Annotated in this window: 17 protein-coding genes; 14 read left to right on the forward strand and 3 right to left on the reverse strand. The window is 65.1% G+C overall.

Features of this window, described 5'->3' with window-relative positions:
* Window positions 1–91: 91 nt before the first annotated feature.
* Both ubiB and ubiE read right to left on the reverse strand, forming a co-directional pair.
* Window positions 92–1624 (reverse strand): 2-polyprenylphenol 6-hydroxylase, encoded by a 1533-nt coding sequence (ubiB, locus tag ACO07J_RS14270; RefSeq protein WP_422030101.1) that lies wholly within the window; start codon window positions 1622–1624, stop codon window positions 92–94.
* Window positions 1625–1627: 3 nt separating this feature from the next.
* Window positions 1628–2371 carry a bifunctional demethylmenaquinone methyltransferase/2-methoxy-6-polyprenyl-1,4-benzoquinol methylase UbiE gene (ubiE, locus tag ACO07J_RS14275; RefSeq protein WP_422030103.1) on the reverse strand — a complete coding sequence of 248 codons (744 nt, stop codon included), beginning with the start codon at window positions 2369–2371 and terminating at the stop codon, window positions 1628–1630.
* On the opposite strand from ubiE, the gene ACO07J_RS14280 reads away from it, so the two are divergent.
* From ACO07J_RS14280 to gyrB, 12 genes are all read left to right on the forward strand, one after another.
* Complete coding sequence (locus tag ACO07J_RS14280) at window positions 2351–3082, forward strand: hypothetical protein (protein ID WP_422030105.1); 732 nt, start codon at window positions 2351–2353, stop codon at window positions 3080–3082. The genes ubiE and ACO07J_RS14280 overlap by 21 nt on opposite strands.
* On the forward strand, window positions 3075–3926 hold the full coding sequence (mutM, locus tag ACO07J_RS14285; protein WP_422030107.1) for a bifunctional DNA-formamidopyrimidine glycosylase/DNA-(apurinic or apyrimidinic site) lyase: 852 nt from the start codon (window positions 3075–3077) through the stop codon (window positions 3924–3926). Before ACO07J_RS14280 ends, mutM begins: the two co-directional genes overlap by 8 nt.
* Window positions 3927–3990: 64 nt before the next feature.
* On the forward strand, window positions 3991–4767 hold the full coding sequence (locus ACO07J_RS14290) for an enoyl-CoA hydratase (RefSeq protein ID WP_422030109.1): 777 nt from the start codon (window positions 3991–3993) through the stop codon (window positions 4765–4767).
* Window positions 4768–5182: 415 nt separating this feature from the next.
* On the forward strand, window positions 5183–5446 hold the full coding sequence (rpsT, locus tag ACO07J_RS14295; protein WP_422030111.1) for a 30S ribosomal protein S20: 264 nt from the start codon (window positions 5183–5185) through the stop codon (window positions 5444–5446).
* Window positions 5447–5945: 499 nt separating this feature from the next.
* Window positions 5946–7316: a chromosomal replication initiator protein DnaA gene (dnaA, locus tag ACO07J_RS14300; protein ID WP_422030113.1), complete on the forward strand. Its 1371-nt coding sequence runs from the start codon at window positions 5946–5948 to the stop codon at window positions 7314–7316.
* A 155-nt stretch (window positions 7317–7471) separates the two neighbouring features.
* Window positions 7472–8590 carry a DNA polymerase III subunit beta gene (dnaN, locus tag ACO07J_RS14305; protein WP_422030115.1) on the forward strand — a complete coding sequence of 373 codons (1119 nt, stop codon included), beginning with the start codon at window positions 7472–7474 and terminating at the stop codon, window positions 8588–8590.
* A gap of 55 nt (window positions 8591–8645) precedes the next feature.
* Window positions 8646–9758 (forward strand): DNA replication/repair protein RecF, encoded by a 1113-nt coding sequence (recF, locus tag ACO07J_RS14310; protein WP_422030117.1) that lies wholly within the window; start codon window positions 8646–8648, stop codon window positions 9756–9758.
* Window positions 9755–10189, forward strand: coding sequence for a VOC family protein (locus ACO07J_RS14315; RefSeq protein ID WP_422030119.1), 435 nt, complete (start codon window positions 9755–9757; stop codon window positions 10187–10189). Before recF ends, ACO07J_RS14315 begins: the two co-directional genes overlap by 4 nt.
* A 229-nt stretch (window positions 10190–10418) precedes the next feature.
* The gene (locus tag ACO07J_RS14320; protein ID WP_422030121.1) at window positions 10419–10946 is read left to right on the forward strand and encodes a DUF1697 domain-containing protein; all 528 of its coding nucleotides are present in this window, start codon (window positions 10419–10421) and stop codon (window positions 10944–10946) included.
* Window positions 10943–11563: a LysE family translocator gene (locus tag ACO07J_RS14325; protein ID WP_300891999.1), complete on the forward strand. Its 621-nt coding sequence runs from the start codon at window positions 10943–10945 to the stop codon at window positions 11561–11563. The genes ACO07J_RS14320 and ACO07J_RS14325 overlap by 4 nt, the downstream gene beginning before the upstream one ends.
* Before the next feature lie 83 nt (window positions 11564–11646).
* The gene (locus ACO07J_RS14330; RefSeq protein ID WP_422030124.1) at window positions 11647–12144 is read left to right on the forward strand and encodes a hypothetical protein; all 498 of its coding nucleotides are present in this window, start codon (window positions 11647–11649) and stop codon (window positions 12142–12144) included.
* Window positions 12145–12317: 173 nt separating this feature from the next.
* Complete coding sequence (gene gyrB / locus ACO07J_RS14335; protein ID WP_422030126.1) at window positions 12318–14735, forward strand: DNA topoisomerase (ATP-hydrolyzing) subunit B; 2418 nt, start codon at window positions 12318–12320, stop codon at window positions 14733–14735.
* Between the two features lie 17 nt (window positions 14736–14752).
* Here gyrB and ACO07J_RS14340 read toward each other — a convergent pair whose 3' ends face one another.
* Window positions 14753–15661 (reverse strand): LysR family transcriptional regulator, encoded by a 909-nt coding sequence (locus tag ACO07J_RS14340; RefSeq protein WP_422030128.1) that lies wholly within the window; start codon window positions 15659–15661, stop codon window positions 14753–14755.
* Window positions 15662–15907: 246 nt separating this feature from the next.
* On the opposite strand from ACO07J_RS14340, the gene ACO07J_RS14345 reads away from it, so the two are divergent.
* Complete coding sequence (locus ACO07J_RS14345; RefSeq protein ID WP_422030130.1) at window positions 15908–16513, forward strand: NADPH-dependent FMN reductase; 606 nt, start codon at window positions 15908–15910, stop codon at window positions 16511–16513.
* 55 nt (window positions 16514–16568) lie between these two features.
* Window positions 16569–17765, forward strand: coding sequence for an MFS transporter (locus tag ACO07J_RS14350; protein ID WP_422030132.1), 1197 nt, complete (start codon window positions 16569–16571; stop codon window positions 17763–17765).
* Window positions 17766–17772: the final 7 nt, after the last annotated feature.

A 17772-nucleotide genomic window follows, 5' to 3' on the forward strand; every position in this document is an offset into this window, starting at 1 on the left:
TCTAGCGAAACGTATTGCCGGCAACAACGAAACATTCGGCCTTTTTACGCCTGCGGCGGAAGGTTGCGAGCATGTGCGGCGCCGCGGTCACTCAAAACAGTTCGATGGCGGCCAGAACCGTGGCCGCGCCGGCGGCAAATCCGATGATGGCCCATCCCAGGTAGACGAGCCGTGAGGGGCGCTCGGGCGGGTGCGGCGGCTGCGACTGGCGCACGAGGGCGTTCTCGACGATCTGCGGCAGGCGGGGGCCGTACCGGCTGAGCACGGCCAGGGTGCGTGACAGGTCGCGCAGCGCGGCGCGGGGGCCCACGTTCTTGCGGATGTAATCCTCGACCACGGGGCGGGCGACCTGCCAGATGTTGATCTGGGGGTTGAGCGAGCGTGCCACGCCTTCGACCACCACCATTGTCCGCTGGAGCAGGATAAGCTCGGTCCGGGTTTCCATGCCGAAGCGTTCGGTAACCTCGAAAAGATAGCTCAGGATCCCGCCCATCGACATCTTGCTGGCGTCCATGCCGAAGATTGGCTCGCCCACGGCGCGCAGGGCGCGGGCGAATTCGGTGACGTCGCGGTCGGCGGGTACGTAGCCGGCCTCGAAATGCACCTCGGCGACGCGCTGGTAGTCACGGCGGATGAAGCCATAGAGGATCTCGGCATAGACCTTGCGGGTGTACTCGTCGATATGGCCCATGATGCCGAAGTCATAGGCGATGATGTCACCGTTCGGCGCGACCTTGAGATTGCCCTGATGCATGTCGCCGTGAAAGAACCCGTCGCGCAGGGCGTGGTTGAGGAAAAGCTGCAGCACCCGTTCGCCCAGGACCACCCGGTCATGCCCCGCCGCGTCGAGCGCCGCGTTGTCGCCCAGCGGCACGCCGGCGGCCCAGCCCATCGTCATGACCCGGCGGCTCGACAGGTCCCACTTGATCTCGGGCAGCTCGAAGCCGGGGTCGTCGGCCGTGTTGGCGCGGAATTCGGAGGCCGAGGAGGATTCGAGGCGCAGGTCGAGCTCGCCCAGGACGACGCCCTCGAAATGCGCGATCACCTCGGTCGGCCGCAGGCGGCGCGAAGCGGGCGAGAGGAACTCGATCATCCGGGCCGCGAAATAGAAGGCGTCGATATCCTTGCGGAACGCCTTCTCGATCCGCGGGCGCAGCACCTTGACCGCCACCTCCTCGCCGGTGTCCTTTAGCCGGGCCTTGTGGACCTGCGCGATGGAAGCGGCGGCCACGGGCTCGCTGAACTCGAGGAACATCTGGTCGACCGGGCGGCCCAGTTCGCGCTCGACGCTCTGCTTGGCGACGGTGACCGGGAAGGGCGGCAGCTTGTCCTGCAGGATGCGCAGCTCGTTGGCGAGGTCGTCGCCGACGATATCGGGCCGGGTCGAGAAGACCTGCCCGAACTTGATATAGGCGGGGCCAAGCGCCGTCAGCGCGCGCAGCGCGGGCGGCATGTTGGGGTCGCCGCGGTAGCCCAGCCACTGGAACGGCCATGCGAGGAAGCGCATCGTGCCCCGCACCAGCGGCGGCGCGTCCATCGCATCCATGATCAGGCCCATGGCGCCGGTGCGTTCCAGCGTGGCGCCGGTGCGGATCAGGCGCAGAAGGTTGTGCGGCCCGCGCATCGGCTAGATCTTCCAGCCCGAATGCAGACAGGCCACGCCCATCGTCAGGTTGCGGTACTTGGCGTTCTCGAACCCGGCCTGCCGCACCATCTGCAGGAAGGTCTCCTGGTCCGGGAAGCGGCGGATCGACTCGACGAGGTACTGATAGCTGTCTCGATCGTTGGCGATGGCCTGGCCCATGCGTGGGATGATGTTGAAGGAATAGAGGTCATAGACCTTCTGCATCAGGTCGTTGGGGATCTGGCTGAACTCCAGCACCATCAGCCGGCCGCCGGGTTTGAGCACGCGGAACGCTTCGTTCAGGGCATCCTGCGGGCGAGTGACGTTCCTGATGCCGAAGCTGATCGTGTAGACGTCGAACGTGTTGTCGGCGAAGGGCAGTGCCATCGCGTCGCCCACCACCCAGTCGAGGCTGTCGCCAAGGCTTTCCGCCTCGGCCCGTTTCCGGCCTTCCACCAGCATCGGCTCGGTCAGGTCCAGCACGGTGGCATGGCCGTGGCCCGCGCGCTTAAGGAAACGGAAGGCAATGTCGCCGGTGCCGCCCGCCACGTCGAGCAGGCGCTGGCCGGCACGCGGCGCCAGCCAGTCCATCATCGCGTCTTTCCAGACCCGGTGGATGCCGAAACTCATCGCGTCGTTCATCACGTCGTATTTCGACGCGACCGAGCCGAAGACGCCCCGCACGCGGCCGGCCTTCTCGTCCTCGGGGATGTCCTGAAATCCGAAATGGGTGGTTTTCTCGGTCATCTTGGCTTTCCGGCCCTTGCCGTTCTGGGTCACCGCCCTTCTTATAGGGCGCCCGGGGCGGGTTACAATGCGGCGAAACAGAGTATTGGTGAGTTGATGAAATTCCGTACCGCAACTTGGCTGCTGCTCGCTACTCTTGGTGCCGTTTTTGCCGTTTCGACCCTGAAGCATCGTTACGACATTGTTTTAATGGGTCCAATCATCGAAGACGTTTTCTTTAGCATTGCGATTATCCCGTTTTGTTTTTGGTTGTATGCATTGCTGGAAGTCGGACGCAGAAAGGCGGAAGTGCTCCCTTCGGGCGGATTCCGTGGTCGCATGCGGTGGGGCGCTTATCTGATTTTTCTGGGAGGAGGCGGCCTTTTCATTTTTATTTCCCTCATTGGCATTTCCGCAGCATGGCCGCCCGCTTCGTTGGGAGATGCAGGCATTATTGGCATTCTGTTTGGTAGTTTTGGGCTGGTGGGCGCATACTCCATGGCTCAAGCCTTTCTTGGCGAGCTGAGTTGGAACGACAAAATGCTTACGGCAACGACTCGACTGCTTCGGCAAAAGACTCACCGTTGGAGTGATTTGCGTCGAGTGACGGATTCCGACGAGTACGAAACGATCCTCCATTTCGAAGGTACCGGGAAGGCCCGCATCCATAGTTTTTATGAAGGCCACGATGAAGTCCTTCAAAAGGCACGGGACATCCTGAACAATGCCTGAACTTCCCGAAGTAGAGACCGTTCGCCGCGGGTTGCTGCCCGCGATGGAGGGCGCGACGATCACCCGGGCCGAGGTGAACCGGCCCGACCTGCGCTGGCCCTTTCCGGAGCGGATGGCCGAGCGGCTGTCGGGGCAGCGGGTTCTGAACCTGCGCAGGCGATCGAAATACATCCTGGCCGACCTGTCCTCGGACGAGACCTTGCTGATCCATCTCGGCATGTCGGGGCGCATCCTGATTTCGGGCGATCCGCTGGGGCAGTTCGTGCATGACCATCCGGCGCCGGAGAAGCATGACCACGTGGTGTTTCACATGGAGAACGGTGCGCGGATCACCTTTAACGACCCGCGCCGGTTCGGTGCGATGGACCTGATTGCCACGCCCATCGCCGACCGGCACCCGCTGTTGCAGAAACTGGGGCCCGAGCCGCTGGGCAATGCCTTTCACGAGGGGCACCTGGTGGCCGCGCTCAAAGGGCGAAACACACCGATCAAGGCGGCGCTGCTGGATCAGCGAATCGTGGCGGGGCTGGGCAACATCTATGTCTGTGAGGCGCTTTACCGGGCGCGGATATCGCCGAAACGCCGGGCCGGGGCGATCTCTGCCGCGCGGGTCGCGGGGCTGGTGCCGGTCATCCGGGAGGTGCTGAACGATGCCATCGCCGCCGGCGGCTCCTCCCTTCGCGATTACCGGCGGGCGGATGGCGAACTCGGTTATTTTCAACACAGTTTCGACGTGTACGACCGCGAAGGGCAACCCTGCCGCAGCCCGGGATGCAAGGGTCATGTGCGCCGTATCGTACAATCCGGCCGCTCCTCCTTCTATTGCGCGCAATGCCAAAGATAGGTTGAACCGGCGCGTCAAATTGTTAAGGAATCGTCTTTGACCGAAACAAGCGAAAGCAGATTTCATGGCCTATGAGACGATCATCGTCGAAGTAGAAGACCACGTCGCCCTAATCACCCTCAATCGCCCGGATGCCCTGAACGCCCTGAACGACCAGCTTCTCAAGGAGCTGGGGAAGGCGTTGAAGGAGTGCCAGAAGAACGACAAGGTGCGGTGCATCGTCCTCACCGGCTCGGACAAGGCGTTTGCCGCCGGGGCCGACATCAAGATGATGAGCGAGAAATCCTTCACCGACGTGTTCACCGAGGATCTCTTCGGCCCCGAGCCGGAGGTCTTCCAGAGCGTGCGCAAGCCGGTCATCGCGGCGGTGGGCGGCTATGCCCTTGGCGGCGGCTGCGAGCTGGCCATGATGTGCGATTTCATCATCGCGGCTGACACGGCCAAGTTCGGCCAGCCCGAGATCAACCTCGGCGTCATGGCGGGGCTTGGCGGGTCGCAGCGGCTGACCCGGTTCATCGGCAAGTCGAAGGCGATGGACATGAACCTGACCGGGCGCTTCATGGATGCCGACGAGGCCGAGCGCTCTGGCCTCGTGTCACGCGTGGTGCCGGCCAAGAAGCTCAAGGAAGAGGCGCTGGCCGCCGCGACCAAGATCGCCGAGAAATCGCAGATCGCGGTGATGGCGGTGAAGGAGTCGGTGAACCGATCCTACGAAGTGCCGCTGCGCGAGGGGCTTCTGTTCGAACGCCGGGTGTTCCACTCGCTCTTCGCGACGGAAGACCAGAAGGAAGGCATGTCGGCCTTCATGGAGAAGCGCGAGGCGCAGTTCCGCGACAAGTAAAGGCAGGCAGGGCCGGAGACCCGGCGGGATCGTCGTGGTCTGGCCCGGGCCACGGCCGGGCTTGCGCGTGGGCCATCTGCAAGCCAGGGTTGTCGGGATTGCCGGAGGAAGACAGTCCTGCAAGCCGGCCCAGGCATGTTCCAGTGAGTCGCGCGTTTGTGTCCATTGCGTAACAGGTTTATGAAAATCAGCCTGGCACGGGTCTGGATCATGGGGCCGAAGCCGGGGCCGGGGAATCGCCTCTGGCGCGAGTGATATAGCGGTTTGCATTTCCGCCGATTTCGGTTATACGCCCCCGTCATACATGCGCGTGCGGCCCGCTCTGGCCAGAATCATCCCGGTTGTGGACCTGCCGGTTCGGGTTTGCCGACGTGCTATCGAAACACTGAGAACCCGAGTAAAGGTCTGAAATACAATGGCAAATACACCTCAATCCAAGAAGCGCGCCCGCCAGAACACCAGCCGTCTGGCCGTCAACAAGGCGCGCCGGTCGCGCATCCGCACCTATCTCCGCAAAGTCGAAGAAGCCATCGCCTCGGGCGACAAGGATGCCGCGATGGCCGCACTGCGCGCCGCACAGCCCGAGCTGATGCGCGGCGTCACCAAGGGCGTCTTCCACAAGAACACCGCCTCGCGGAAAATGTCGCGTCTGTCGGCACGGGTAAAAGCGCTGGGCTGACGAACCGAGCCTAAGCCGTTGACTCTTAAAGGCGCCCTGAATGCGGGGCGCCTTTTGCTTTTTCCGACCGTTGCGAATGTGACAGATTCTTTTCAGGCAAAGAACCTGTCAAGCGCGAAGATAAGTTGCCGCCGCCGCGGGGCTGTTGCTAATTTTGCAGAGCGATTCCGCTAGGGGGGAAAGGCTGCCACTGCTGCTCCGACGGGCTTAACTGCTGATGCCACCGGTGCAAATCCGTCGTCATTGACGACTGGCCGAAACCCGAAAGTGTGTGTACGCGACATGAACTGACCGGCCCGCATGTGGGGGACATCGTGCGTGGCCGACGGCAACATGTAAACGCGGCACCATACAGGTCCGAAGGTGGACACTTCCGCCCGTTGCCCCGCGCAACGGAACGGATAAGGTGTTTCCGCTCGGTCCCCGGCGTGATCGTCGACGGCGTACAGAGGGGTGCGCCGGCGAAGTTCGAAAGCAATAGTCGCGGAAATGGGGACAGATGACTAAAGAGCAATGGGGCCAGCTGAAACAGGAACTTCTGGGGACCGTCGGGAAGCACAACTTCGCCAACTGGATCGAGCCGCTGGAACTTTCGGATGTCAGTGATGGCGTGGCGACGTTCAACGTGCCGACCACCTTCACGGGCAATTACGTGTCGCGCAACTTCGGCGACCTGATCCTTTTCCAGGTGAATACCGTGTCGCCGGATATCCGCCGGGTGCATTTCAGGGTGCCGGCGAATGTCACGGCCCGCCCGGAACCGGCTGCCCCCAGGCCCAGACCTGCACGCGCCCAGCCGCAGGCGGCGGCGTCGCCCGCCGAGGGGCTGGTGCCGGCCGCCCCGCTCGACGAGCGGTTCACATTCGACAATTTCGTTGTCGGCAAACCGAACGAGCTGGCCCATGCCGCCGCGCGCCGCGTGGCCGAGGGCGGGCCGGTGACCTTCAACCCGCTGTTCCTCTATGGCGGTGTCGGCCTTGGTAAGACGCACCTGATGCATGCCATCGCGTGGGAGCTGCAAAGCAAGCGCCCCGACCTCAACGTCGTCTACCTTTCGGCGGAACAGTTCATGTACCGCTTCGTGCAGGCCCTGCGCGACCGCAAGATGATGGATTTCAAGGAGATGTTCCGTTCGGTCGACGTGCTTATGGTCGACGACGTGCAGTTCATCGCCGGCAAGGACAGCACGCAGGAAGAGTTTTTCCACACCTTCAACGCGCTGGTCGACCAGAACAAGCAGATCGTCATCTCGGCTGATCGCGCGCCGGGCGAGATCGAGAACCTCGAGGACCGGATCAAGTCGCGCCTGCAATGCGGCCTTGTCGTCGACCTGCATCCGACCGATTACGAGTTGCGGCTCGGTATCCTGCAGTCGAAGGTGGATCGGTTCCGCAACGATTACCCGGGCCTGAAAATGGCCGAGGGCGTGCTCGAATTCCTGGCCCACCGGATCAGCACCAATGTCCGCGTGCTGGAAGGGGCCTTGACCCGGCTTTATGCCTTTGCCTCGCTGGTCGGGCACGAGATCACGCTGGAGCTGGCGCAGGACTGTCTTGCCGATATCCTTCGCGCCTCCGAGCGCAAGATCTCGATCGAGGAAATCCAGCGGCAGGTGTCGGAGCATTACAACATCCGCCTGTCCGACATGATCGGCCCCAAGCGGGTGCGCAACTTTGCGCGGCCCCGGCAAGTGGCCATGTTCCTGTGCAAGCAGATGACCAGCCGGTCGCTGCCGGAGATCGGCCGCCGCTTCGGGGGCCGGGATCATACGACGGTGATGCACGGCGTGAAACGCATTGACGAGCTGCGCAACCAGGATGCGCAGATTGCCGAAGACCTCGAGATACTGCGCCGCACGCTCGAAGGGTGATCGCGGCCTGTCCCGAAAATGCAACCGGCCCGGCCTTTGGCTGGGCCGGCCTTGACCCTGCCCCGGAATGGGCCGACAACAGCATGAAAAGGCTTGAGCGTTAAGGGGAGTTTGCTACGGTGCGCTTCCCGGCACGCAGATCAGGGAGCGAGGGCATGAAACTCAGCATCGAACGCGGGACGCTGCTCAAGGCAGTGTCACAGGCCCAGTCGGTCGTCGAACGCCGCAACACGATCCCGATCCTGGCCAACGTGCTGATCGAGGCCGACGGAGACACGGTACAGTTCCGCGCCACCGACCTGGATATCGAGGTGGTCGACAAGGCGCCCGCCAAGGTCGAGCGGGCAGGCGCCACGACGGTGTCGGCCGTGACCTTGCACGAGATCGTCCGCAAGCTGCCCGACGGGGCGCTGGTGACGCTGACCGACGATGGCGCCTCGGGGCGTATGTCGGTCGAGGCGGGGCGGTCGAACTTCTCGCTGGCGACCCTGCCGCGCGAGGATTTCCCGGTGATGGCCTCGTCTGAATATTCCTGCAATTTCAGCGCCGATGCCCCGGTGCTGCGGCGGCTGTTCGACAAGTCGAAATTCGCCATCTCGACCGAGGAGACGCGCTATTACCTGAACGGCGTCTACATGCATATCGCCGATGGCGAGGGCGGCCAGATGCTGCGCTGCGTGGCCACCGATGGCCACCGGCTGGCGCGGATCGACGCGGACCTGCCCGAGGGTGCCGCCGACATGCCCGGCGTGATCGTGCCCCGCAAGACCGTGGGCGAGCTGCGCAAGCTGCTGGACGATGACGAGGCCAAGATCGCCGTCTCGGTGTCGGAGACCAAGGTGCGCTTTGCCACGCCCGACATCACCCTGACCTCGAAGGTCATCGACGGTACCTTCCCCGACTACACGCGTGTCATTCCCACCGGCAACACCCGCCGGCTGGAGGTCGATGCCAGCGAATTTGCACAGGCCGTCGACCGGGTTGCCACCGTCAGCTCGGAACGTTCTCGGGCGGTGAAGCTGGCGCTGGACGAAGACCGTCTGATCCTGTCGGTCAACGCGCCGGACAGCGGCAATGCCGAGGAAGAACTGGCCGTGGCCTATGGCGATGAGCATCTCGAGATCGGCTTCAATGCCAAGTACTTGCTGGAGATTGCCAGCCAGGTCGACCGCGAGAATGCGGTGTTCCTGTTCAACTCCTCCGGCGATCCGACGCTGATGCGCGAGGGGAACGACACCAGCGCGGTCTATGTCGTGATGCCGATGCGGGTGTGATCGGCTTCGCCGATGCCTTCGGCGAGAGTATTTCCGGAAAGATGAAAGGGCTTGTATGCCCGGGCTCTACCTTTCCCGCCTGACCCTGTCGCACTACCGCTCGCACAAGGGGGCGGCGCTGGCGCTGGATGCGCGGCCGGTGGCGATTTACGGGCCGAACGGGGCGGGGAAGACCAACTTGTTGGAGGCCGTTTCGCTGTTTTCGCCGGGACGGGGATTGCGGCGGGCGGCGGCGCAGGAGATGGCGCGGCGGCCGGAAAGCCTTGGCTGGAAGGTCACCGGGCACCTGCATTCCCTGCACCAGATCCACGAGGTCGAGATTTGGTCGGAGGAGGGCCAGCCGCGGCAGGTGAAGATCGACGGCAAGGCGGCGAGCCAGGTGGCGCTGGGGCGGATCGCCAGGGTGCTGTGGCTGATCCCGTCGATGGACCGTCTGTGGATCGAGGGGGCCGAGGGGCGGCGGCGGTTCCTGGACCGGATGACGATGAGCTTCGAGCCCACGCATGCAGATGTTTCAGTGGCTTACGAGAAAGCGATGCGGGAGCGGAACCGGCTGCTAAAGGATCAGGTGCGCGACGGGCATTGGTACGTGGCGCTGGAGCGGCAGATGGCGGAGGCGGGGGTGGCCATTCACCGGAACCGCCAGAAGGCGCTGGAGGAGTTGCGGGCGGCGCAGGAGGCGGCGGAGACGGCCTTTCCAACGGCGGAGCTGGAGCTGACCATGTCGGAAGGCGAGATGCCCGAGACGGAGGAAGATTTCCGCGAAGCGCTGCATGAAAGCCGGTTCCGTGACCTGGCCGCCGGGCGCACGCTGGTGGGGCCGCACAGGGCTGATTTATATGGGGTTTTCGCGGCCAAGGGGGTGCCGGCGAGGGATTGTTCGACGGGGGAGCAGAAGGCGCTTCTGATCTCGCTGATCCTGGCCAATGGCCGGGCGCTGGCACGGGAGTTCGGGGCGCCGCCGATCCTGCTCTTGGACGAGGTGGCGGCGCATCTTGACGCGGGCCGGAGGGCGGCGCTTTATGACGAGGTCTGTGCGCTGGGGGCGCAGGCGTGGATGACCGGGACGGGGGCGGAACTGTTCGAGGAACTGGGCGACAGGGCCCAGATGATCGAGGTGACCGAGGCGGAAAGTATCAGCAAAATCAGTGGGAAAGGCATGGCATGACCAACCCTCAACGCGTGACTCTCATCACTCTTGGCGTGGCTGACCTGGACAGGGCCAAGGCGTTTTATGGCGCTTTGGGGTGGAGGCCGGCGGAGGAGCAGGAGGGGGTCGTCTTCTACCAGATGCACGGTATGGTGCTGGGATTGTTCGGAAAAGAGGCGCTGGCGGAGGACCAGGGGCGGGGTGGAAACGAGCTTGGCACCGGGGCGATGTCTCTGGCGCAGAACTTCCCGACCGAGGCGGAGGTGGATGATGCCTTCGACAAGGCCGTGGCGGCGGGGGCCAAGGCGTTGAAACGGCCGGGGAAAGTGTTCTGGGGCGGGTATTCGGGATACTATGCCGATCCGGACGGGCATGTCTGGGAAGTGGCGATGAACCCGTTCTGGCCGCTGGCGGAGGACGGGAGTTTGACCTTGCCGGGGGCGGGGTAAACGGATCGTTGAGACGGGGCGTTTCGGGCCAATTTCGCGCAATTGCCGACAGGAAGGGTTAACGGCCTTGTTTTACTGGGGTTTCAACGTCGGTATCACGTCGGTATTTCGTCGGTATCGCGTCGGTGCAAGGCACCGAGAGGCGGTTGGTTGATGTGGCGTTCGGTGCGGGGTGCTACGAGATGTGGGATGGGGCGCAACACCAAGGCCGCGGAGCGGAGGGCGTGAGATGAGTGTTTCGGTGCTGCTGCTGCGCGGGATCAACGTGGGCGGGCGGAGGTCGCTACCGATGGCGGAGCTGCGGGCCATACTGGAGGGGTTGGGGGCGGAGGACGTGGCGACCTATATCCAGAGCGGCAACGCGGTGTTTCGCGGGGAGGTTTCGGCGGAGGCCATCGCCGACGGGATCGAGGCGGCGAAGGGCTTTCGGCCGCAGGCGCTGGTGATGTCCCGCGAGCGGCTGGAGAAGGTCATGGCGGCCAACCCCTTCGGCAAGGAAGGGGAGGCGGATGGCAAATCGGTGCATGCCTGGTTCTTCGATGCCGCGCCGAAGGCGCTGGAGGACGAAACGCTGGCGCTTGCAACCAAGACCGAGCGGGTCGAGGTGACGGACACGGCCGCCTACCTGCATGCCCCCGACGGGATCGGGCGGTCGAAGCTGGCCGCGACGCTGGAGAAGGCGCTGGGCGTGCCTGCCACGGCGCGGAACTGGCGCACGGTCATGGCCATCGCGAAGCTGGTGCAAGAGCGCCGATGACGCTGGGCCTGTGGGACGTGGCGCTTTATGCCGGGGCGCTGTTCATCCTGTTCATCACGCCCGGCCCGGTCTGGCTGGCGGTGCTGGCGCGGTCGCTGACCGGTGGGGCGCCGGCGGTGCTGCCGCTGGCGATGGGCGTGGTGGTGGGGGACGTGCTGTGGTCGCTTCTGGCGGTGCTGGGGGTGTCGTGGATCGTGAGCGCCTATGGCGGTTTCATGACGGCGCTGAAGCTGGTGGCGGTGGTGACCTTTGCCGGGATGGGGGTGCTTCTGATCCGCCATGCCGGGCGCAGCATCGTGGCCGACAGCCGGCTGACCCGGCCCGGGGCGCTGGCCGGGTTCATGGCGGGGCTGGCGGCGATCCTCGGGAACCCCAAGGCGATCCTGTTCTACATGGGCGTCCTGCCGGGGTTCTTCGACCTTGGCCGGGTGACGCCGGCGGATATCGCGGTGATTGCCCTTTTGTCGGCCATCGTGCCATTCGTGGGCAACATGGGGCTGGCGCTGTTCCTGGGCCGAGTGCGGCGGTTGATGACCTCTCCGACCGCGCTCAGGCGGACGAACCAGGCGGCGGGCGCGCTGCTGATCGTGGTGGCGGTGGTGATTGCGGTGACGTGAGCGGGACGCATCGGCACGGTCTTGTTGCGCGACGTCATTCGCGGGGGAATAGTGGGGCCGGAACGGATGCCGAGGTGAGGCGGATGGCGCGGCGCACGAGTGAAGAGATCAGGGCGGAGATCGACCGCTGCGACGCGTTCCTGCGGATCGCTGGGGATCTCCGGAAGGTGTTTTTTCCCGAGGAAGCGGCGTTGCGGGAAGCGTTAGTAGGTCTGCCGGACAAGGATGCCTTTGTGGCGAGATGCCTGAGTAACGGCGCCACCCTGTCGGAAGTGTTGAGTGGATTCGAGCAGGCGGTAAACGATCATATGTCCGCGTTTGCCGATACGGCGCCGGATTCGGTGGCGTATGCGGCCGGACTTCGCGCGTATTACCGCGAGCGGACGGGCCGGGAATTGCTGTCGGATTTTCCGCCGCCGACAGGCAAGTTGAAGGCGATCGTGAAGCGAGGGAAGATCCGTAACGACACGGAGTTCTACCTCGTGAAAGAGTGCGTCGATGGCCTGGAGGACAATCCGAAGACCGCCGCCATGGGGCGGGACTTGCGGGCGCTGCTCGGTGCCTACGAGGCCGGTGGCTGAGGTCTGACGGGCCCTATGGGCCGCCGAGCGAGGGCCGCACCCCCGAATGCCGGATTCCGGGTCGGGACCGCGCGGAGATACGCCGTGCGGACACCCGCGAAAACTGCCGCCGATTGCGTGACATTCCCCCCGGAAAATCGTATAAAATCGGAAAGTTAAAAAGGATAGCTTGCATGGCAGAGGCAGTACCGGCGCGGGAAGAATATGGCGCCGATTCCATCAAGGTTCTCAAGGGGTTGGAGGCCGTGCGGAAGCGGCCCGGCATGTATATCGGGGATACCGATGACGGCTCGGGTCTGCACCACATGGTCTACGAGGTGGTCGACAACGGGATCGACGAGGCGCTGGCGGGTCACGCGGATGTCGTGACGGTCACGATTCACGGCGATTCAAGCGTGTCGGTTAGCGATAACGGCCGCGGAATCCCGGTGGAGATGCACGAGGAAGAGGGCGTTTCGGCGGCCGAGGTCATCATGACCCAGCTTCATGCCGGCGGGAAGTTCGACAGCAATTCCTACAAGGTGTCGGGCGGTCTGCATGGCGTCGGCGTCTCGGTGGTGAACGCGCTGTCGGACTGGCTGGAGCTGCGCATCTGGCGGAGCGGCAAGGAGCATGTGGCGCGCTTCGAGGGCGGCGAGACGGTCGAGCACCTGAAGGTGGTGGGTGAGGCCGAGGGCAAGCGCGGCACCGAGGTGCGGTTCCTGGCGTCGACCGACACGTTCTCGAACCTCGAATACAGTTTCGAGACGCTGGAGAAGCGGCTGCGCGAGCTGGCGTTCCTGAATTCCGGGGTGCGCATCCGGCTGCGCGACGAGCGGCCGGAAGAGGCGCTGGAGTCGGAGCTGCATTACGACGGCGGGGTGAAGGAGTTCGTCAAGTATCTCGACCGCCACAAGTCGCCCATGCTGCCGGAGCCGATCTTCATCACCGGCGAGCGGGACGATATCCAGGTGGAAGTGGCGATGTGGTGGAACGACAGCTATCACGAGACGGTGCTGCCCTTCACCAACAACATCCCCCAGCGGGACGGCGGCACGCACCTTGCGGGGTTTCGCGGCGCGCTGACCCGGGTGATGCAGAAATATGCCGCCGAGAGCGGGATCGCGAAGAAGGAGAAGGTGACGTTCACCGGGGACGATGCGCGCGAAGGGCTGACCTGTGTGCTGTCGGTGAAGGTGCCGGACCCGAAGTTTTCCAGCCAGACGAAAGACAAGCTGGTGAGTTCGGAGGTGCGGCCGGCTGTCGAGGGCCTGATGAACGAGAAGCTGTCGGAGTGGTTCGAGGAGAACCCCAACGAGGCGCGGCAGATCGTCGGCAAGATCATGGAGGCCGCTCTGGCGCGGGAGGCGGCGCGGAAGGCGCGCGAGCTGACCCGGCGGAAGACGGCGATGGACGTGAATTACCTGGCCGGGAAGCTGAAGGACTGTTCCGAGAAGGACCCGTCGAAGACCGAGCTGTTCCTTGTCGAGGGTGACAGCGCCGGCGGGTCTGCCCAGACCGGGCGGGCGAGGGGCACGCAGGCGGTGCTGCCGCTGCGCGGCAAGATCCTGAACGTGGAACGGGCGCGGTTCGACCGGATGCTGGGGAGCCAGGAGATCGGCAACCTGGTAATGGCGCTGGGCACCGGGATCGGGCGGGACGAGTTCGATATCTCGAAGCTGCGGTACCACAAGATCATCATCATGACCGATGCCGATGTGGACGGGGCGCATATCCGGACGCTCTTGCTCACCTTCTTCTACCGCCAGATGCCGGAGCTGATCGAGGGCGGGTACCTGTATATCGCGCAGCCGCCGCTCTACAAGGTGTCGCGGGGCAAGTCGGAAGTGTATCTCAAGGACGTGCCGGCGCTGGAGGATTACCTGATCCAGCAGGGGACGGAGGACGCGGTGCTGCGGCTCGGCTCGGGCGAGGAGATCGTCGGGCAGGACCTTGTGCGCGTGGTCGAGGAGGCGCGGCAGGCGAAGCGCATCCTCGAGACCTTCCCGACGCATTATCCGCGGCATATCCTCGAACAGGCGGCGATTGCCGAGGCGTTCCTGCCCGGTCGGGCGGATGCGGACCTGCAGGCGGTGGCCGACGCGGTGGCGAAGCGGCTGGACCTGATCGCGGTGGAGTACGAGCGCGGCTGGCAGGGGCGGCAGACGCAGGACCACGGCATTCGGCTGACGCGGATGGTGCGCGGGGTCGAGGAGGTGCGGACGCTGGACGGGCCGGTGCTGCGGTCTGGCGAGGCGAAGCGGCTGGCGCAGCTCACGCAGGCGTTGCGGGAGGTCTATACGCAGCCCGCGAAGCTGTATCGCAAGGAGCGGGGGCAGGGGATCTATGGCCCGCTGGACCTGCTGGACGCGATCCTGAAGGAAGGCGAGAAGGGGCTGGCGTTGCAGCGCTACAAGGGGCTGGGCGAGATGAACCCGGACCAGTTGTGGGAGACGACGCTGGACCCCGAGGCGCGGACGCTGTTACAGGTGAAGATCGACGACGTGGCCGAGGCGGACGACCTGTTCACCAAGCTGATGGGCGACGTGGTCGAGCCGCGGCGGGAGTTCATCCAGCAGAACGCGCTGAACGTCGAGAACCTGGATTTCTGAGGCGTTGGCCGGGGCGGTCAGCCCTGGCCGGATGCCCCGCGGGGGCCGGTCTCGGCCGCCATGGTTCTCAGGATGTCGCCCAGCCGGCGCACACCGGGGCTGGCGCCGACGGCATCGCGGAACACCAGGAAAAGCTCGGCCGAGCGGCGGGCCCGTTCGGCCAGCGGCAGTTCCTTCAACGTGCCGGCGGCCAAGTCTTCGCCGATCAGCGTTTCGGCATACCAGCTGAATCCGACGCCGCGGCGCGCGGCCTCGAGCGATGTCGAGGTCTGGGAGAAGATGATCCGGTTTTGCGAGACCTGCCACGCGCCGTGCTCGACCCGGCGCACGCCGCTGTCGCGGATGATCAGGTGGTGATGGTCCCGCAGGTCGTTGAGCGACACATGATCGAGCGCGTGGAGCGGGTGGGACGGGGCGGCTACGGGCAGGAACTGGACGCGCATGATCGGCTCGCCCAGGAACCCGTCGGGCACGTCGGGGGCGATGGCGAGGTCGACCTGCCCCTGTGCGAGCAATTGCGAGGAGCCGGCGACGACGGTTTCGTAGATCTCGAGGCGGGTGGTCGGCCGCTCGGCGGCAAAGCGCCCGATCGCGTCGAGGAGCAGGGCCGGCGGGAACATGATGTCGATGGCGAGGCGCAGTTCCGCCTCGTGTCCCACGGCCATCTCGGCGGCGGCTTTCTCGATGCGCCCGGCCTCGGCCAGCAGGTGGCGGGCGCGCTGGTAGAGGGCTTTCCCCTCGGGCGTGAGGACGGCCTTGCGCCCCGCCATGCGGAAGAGGGTGACTCCGGTACGCTCTTCGATCTGGTTCACGGCATAGCTGACGGAGGATTGGCTCTTGCCGAGCACATCGGCGGCCAGCGCGTAGGTGCCGGCGTCGACGATGGCCACGAGGGCGCGCCACTGTTCCAGCGATATCACATTCATCTAATTATCCGATCATAATCCGCGAATCTTTGCGCTATTCTATCTGATGAGGAAATGTATTCTGCCCCCGATCCCGAAGAAAGGGCCCGTGAGCATGAAAACACCCATCGCAGGCTAGGGCCGCGCAGCCAGAGCGCGCCGCCGCCGCATACCCGGAAAACCCAACACCAAACCAACGCATCGGACACAGCTCGCGATGCGGCTGACCCCGCTCGTTTCGAGCGGCCAGGATCACAGGAGAGACCCATGTCGGACACCCCGCTTCACCTTGCCATTCTCGTCGGGAGCACCCGCGAAGGCCGGCTTTCGCCGGTGATCGCGCGGTGGTTCATCGAGCATGTCCGCGCGACCGCCGATGTCACGGTCGATGTCATCGACCTGGCGGAGCTTGCGCTGCCCGCGGCGATGCCGGAGGTGCCGACCGCCGAGATCGTGGCGTATCGCGAGCGGCTGGCGGCGGCGGACGGTTTTGTCATGGTGGTGCCGGAGTACAACCACAGCTTTCCCGCCGCTCTCAAGCAGGCCATCGATTTCGCCCATGGTGAATGGCAGGCGAAGCCGGTGGGCTTCGTGTCTTACGGCGGGTTTGCGGCCGGGCTGCGCGCGGTCGAGCACCTGCGCGGGGTCATGGCGGAACTGCACGCCGTGACCATGCGGGACACGGTGAGTTTCCAGAACGCGTGGGACGCGTTCGACGCGGAGGGGCAGCCCGCCAACCCCGGCGGCAGCGCATCGGCCGCAGAGGTGATGCTGCACCAGTTGACATGGTGGGCAAGCGCGCTGCGCAGAGCGCGGGGCGCCGAGGCCTATACGGTCGCGCCGGACTCGCAGCGGCTTGTGGGCGCTGCCTGATGCCGGGTCAGGGCAATTCGCAGGCCATCATTCACATTGAACGGAGACGATCCCCATGACCGTGGTGGAAAAAATCGAGAGTGGCCGGATTGGCGGGGCCGGGTGGCCCACCGTATTCATCATCGCCGGGGCCGGGACGGTTTCGGCCTTCCAGGTGGGAAAGGCGCCAATGGCGCTGAGCGCCATTCAGGGCGACCTGGGGGTCAGCCTTGCCGTGGTCTCGTGGCTGATTTCGGCCTTTGCCATCGTCGGGGCCGGGTTCGGCGCCCCGATCGGGCTGGTGGTGGACCGGATCGGGGCCAAGCGCATGGTGGTCGGCGGGCTTCTGTGCCAGGCGCTCGGCTCCGGGCTGGGCGCTGTGGCGGAGAGTGCTGGGCCGCTGATCCTGTCGCGTGTGATCGAAGGGCTGGGCTTTGTCTCGGTTCTGGTGGCGGCGCCGACGATCATCCTTGCGACCGTGTCGCCGGGCCTGAGGGATCGGGCGATCGCGGTCTGGGCCACGGTCATGCCCGTGGGCATGACCGTGGTGATGCTGGCCTCGCCCCTGTTCACCTACCTGGAGTGGCGCGGGTTCTGGTTGCTGAACGCGGCGATCCTGTTCGGTTACGGCCTGTTCTTCGCGGCCTGTGTGCCGGCAAGGGGGGCGGCGAAACAGGCCGACCGCATCGGCGCGCAGTTGGTGCATGTCGTGGCGGCGCCGGGGCCTTGGGTTCTGGCTGCGCTGTTCGCGGCCTTCTCCGCCGCCTTCTTTGCCATCTTCGGGTTCCTGCCGGCGATCCTTACCGGTGAGTTCGGCCTGAGCCAGACGCTGGCGAGCACGGTTGCCGCGATCGCGGTGGCGGCGAGCGGGATGGGCAACCTTGCCGCCGGTGCGCTGCTTTCTGCGGGGCGGCGCCCGGTTCAGGTGCTGACGGCGGGGTTCGTGGCGATGACGGTCCTCGGGTTCGGAGTTCTGGGTGCGGGTTTCGCCTGGCCCGTCGTGGCCGGGCTTGCGGTGCTCTTCTCATTCATGGCGGGGCTGGTTCCGGTCGTGCTCATGGGCAGCGTGCAGGAGCTTGCGCCGCGGCCCGACCTTGTCGGCGCGACGATGGGGTTTGCCATCCAGGGCAACAATGCGGGGATGCTGGCCGGGCCGGTCACCGCCGCGGCGCTGGCAGCGAGCTTTGGCTGGGGCAGCGTTGCGGTGGCCATGGCTGTCGTGCTGGTGGCCGCCATCCTGCTTGGCCGGGCAGGGCCGGGGGCGCGTGGGTAACGGCGTT

It is taken from the genome of Roseovarius sp., from assembly GCF_965228755.1.
Lineage (GTDB): Bacteria > Pseudomonadota > Alphaproteobacteria > Rhodobacterales > Rhodobacteraceae > Roseovarius.

Coding starts and splice junctions, on each gene's coding strand:
- ubiB (WP_422030101.1), bottom strand. CDS start 1,624: ATGCGCGGGCCGCACAACCTTCTGCGCCTGATCCGCACCGGCGCCACG.
- ACO07J_RS14280 (WP_422030105.1), top strand. CDS start 2,351: ATGGGTGGTTTTCTCGGTCATCTTGGCTTTCCGGCCCTTGCCGTTCTG.
- ubiE (WP_422030103.1), bottom strand. CDS start 2,371: ATGACCGAGAAAACCACCCATTTCGGATTTCAGGACATCCCCGAGGAC.
- mutM (WP_422030107.1), top strand. CDS start 3,075: ATGCCTGAACTTCCCGAAGTAGAGACCGTTCGCCGCGGGTTGCTGCCC.
- ACO07J_RS14290 (WP_422030109.1), top strand. CDS start 3,991: ATGGCCTATGAGACGATCATCGTCGAAGTAGAAGACCACGTCGCCCTA.
- rpsT (WP_422030111.1), top strand. CDS start 5,183: ATGGCAAATACACCTCAATCCAAGAAGCGCGCCCGCCAGAACACCAGC.
- dnaA (WP_422030113.1), top strand. CDS start 5,946: ATGACTAAAGAGCAATGGGGCCAGCTGAAACAGGAACTTCTGGGGACC.
- dnaN (WP_422030115.1), top strand. CDS start 7,472: ATGAAACTCAGCATCGAACGCGGGACGCTGCTCAAGGCAGTGTCACAG.
- recF (WP_422030117.1), top strand. CDS start 8,646: ATGCCCGGGCTCTACCTTTCCCGCCTGACCCTGTCGCACTACCGCTCG.
- ACO07J_RS14315 (WP_422030119.1), top strand. CDS start 9,755: ATGACCAACCCTCAACGCGTGACTCTCATCACTCTTGGCGTGGCTGAC.
- ACO07J_RS14320 (WP_422030121.1), top strand. CDS start 10,419: ATGAGTGTTTCGGTGCTGCTGCTGCGCGGGATCAACGTGGGCGGGCGG.
- ACO07J_RS14325 (WP_300891999.1), top strand. CDS start 10,943: ATGACGCTGGGCCTGTGGGACGTGGCGCTTTATGCCGGGGCGCTGTTC.
- ACO07J_RS14330 (WP_422030124.1), top strand. CDS start 11,647: ATGGCGCGGCGCACGAGTGAAGAGATCAGGGCGGAGATCGACCGCTGC.
- gyrB (WP_422030126.1), top strand. CDS start 12,318: ATGGCAGAGGCAGTACCGGCGCGGGAAGAATATGGCGCCGATTCCATC.
- ACO07J_RS14340 (WP_422030128.1), bottom strand. CDS start 15,661: ATGAATGTGATATCGCTGGAACAGTGGCGCGCCCTCGTGGCCATCGTC.
- ACO07J_RS14345 (WP_422030130.1), top strand. CDS start 15,908: ATGTCGGACACCCCGCTTCACCTTGCCATTCTCGTCGGGAGCACCCGC.
- ACO07J_RS14350 (WP_422030132.1), top strand. CDS start 16,569: ATGACCGTGGTGGAAAAAATCGAGAGTGGCCGGATTGGCGGGGCCGGG.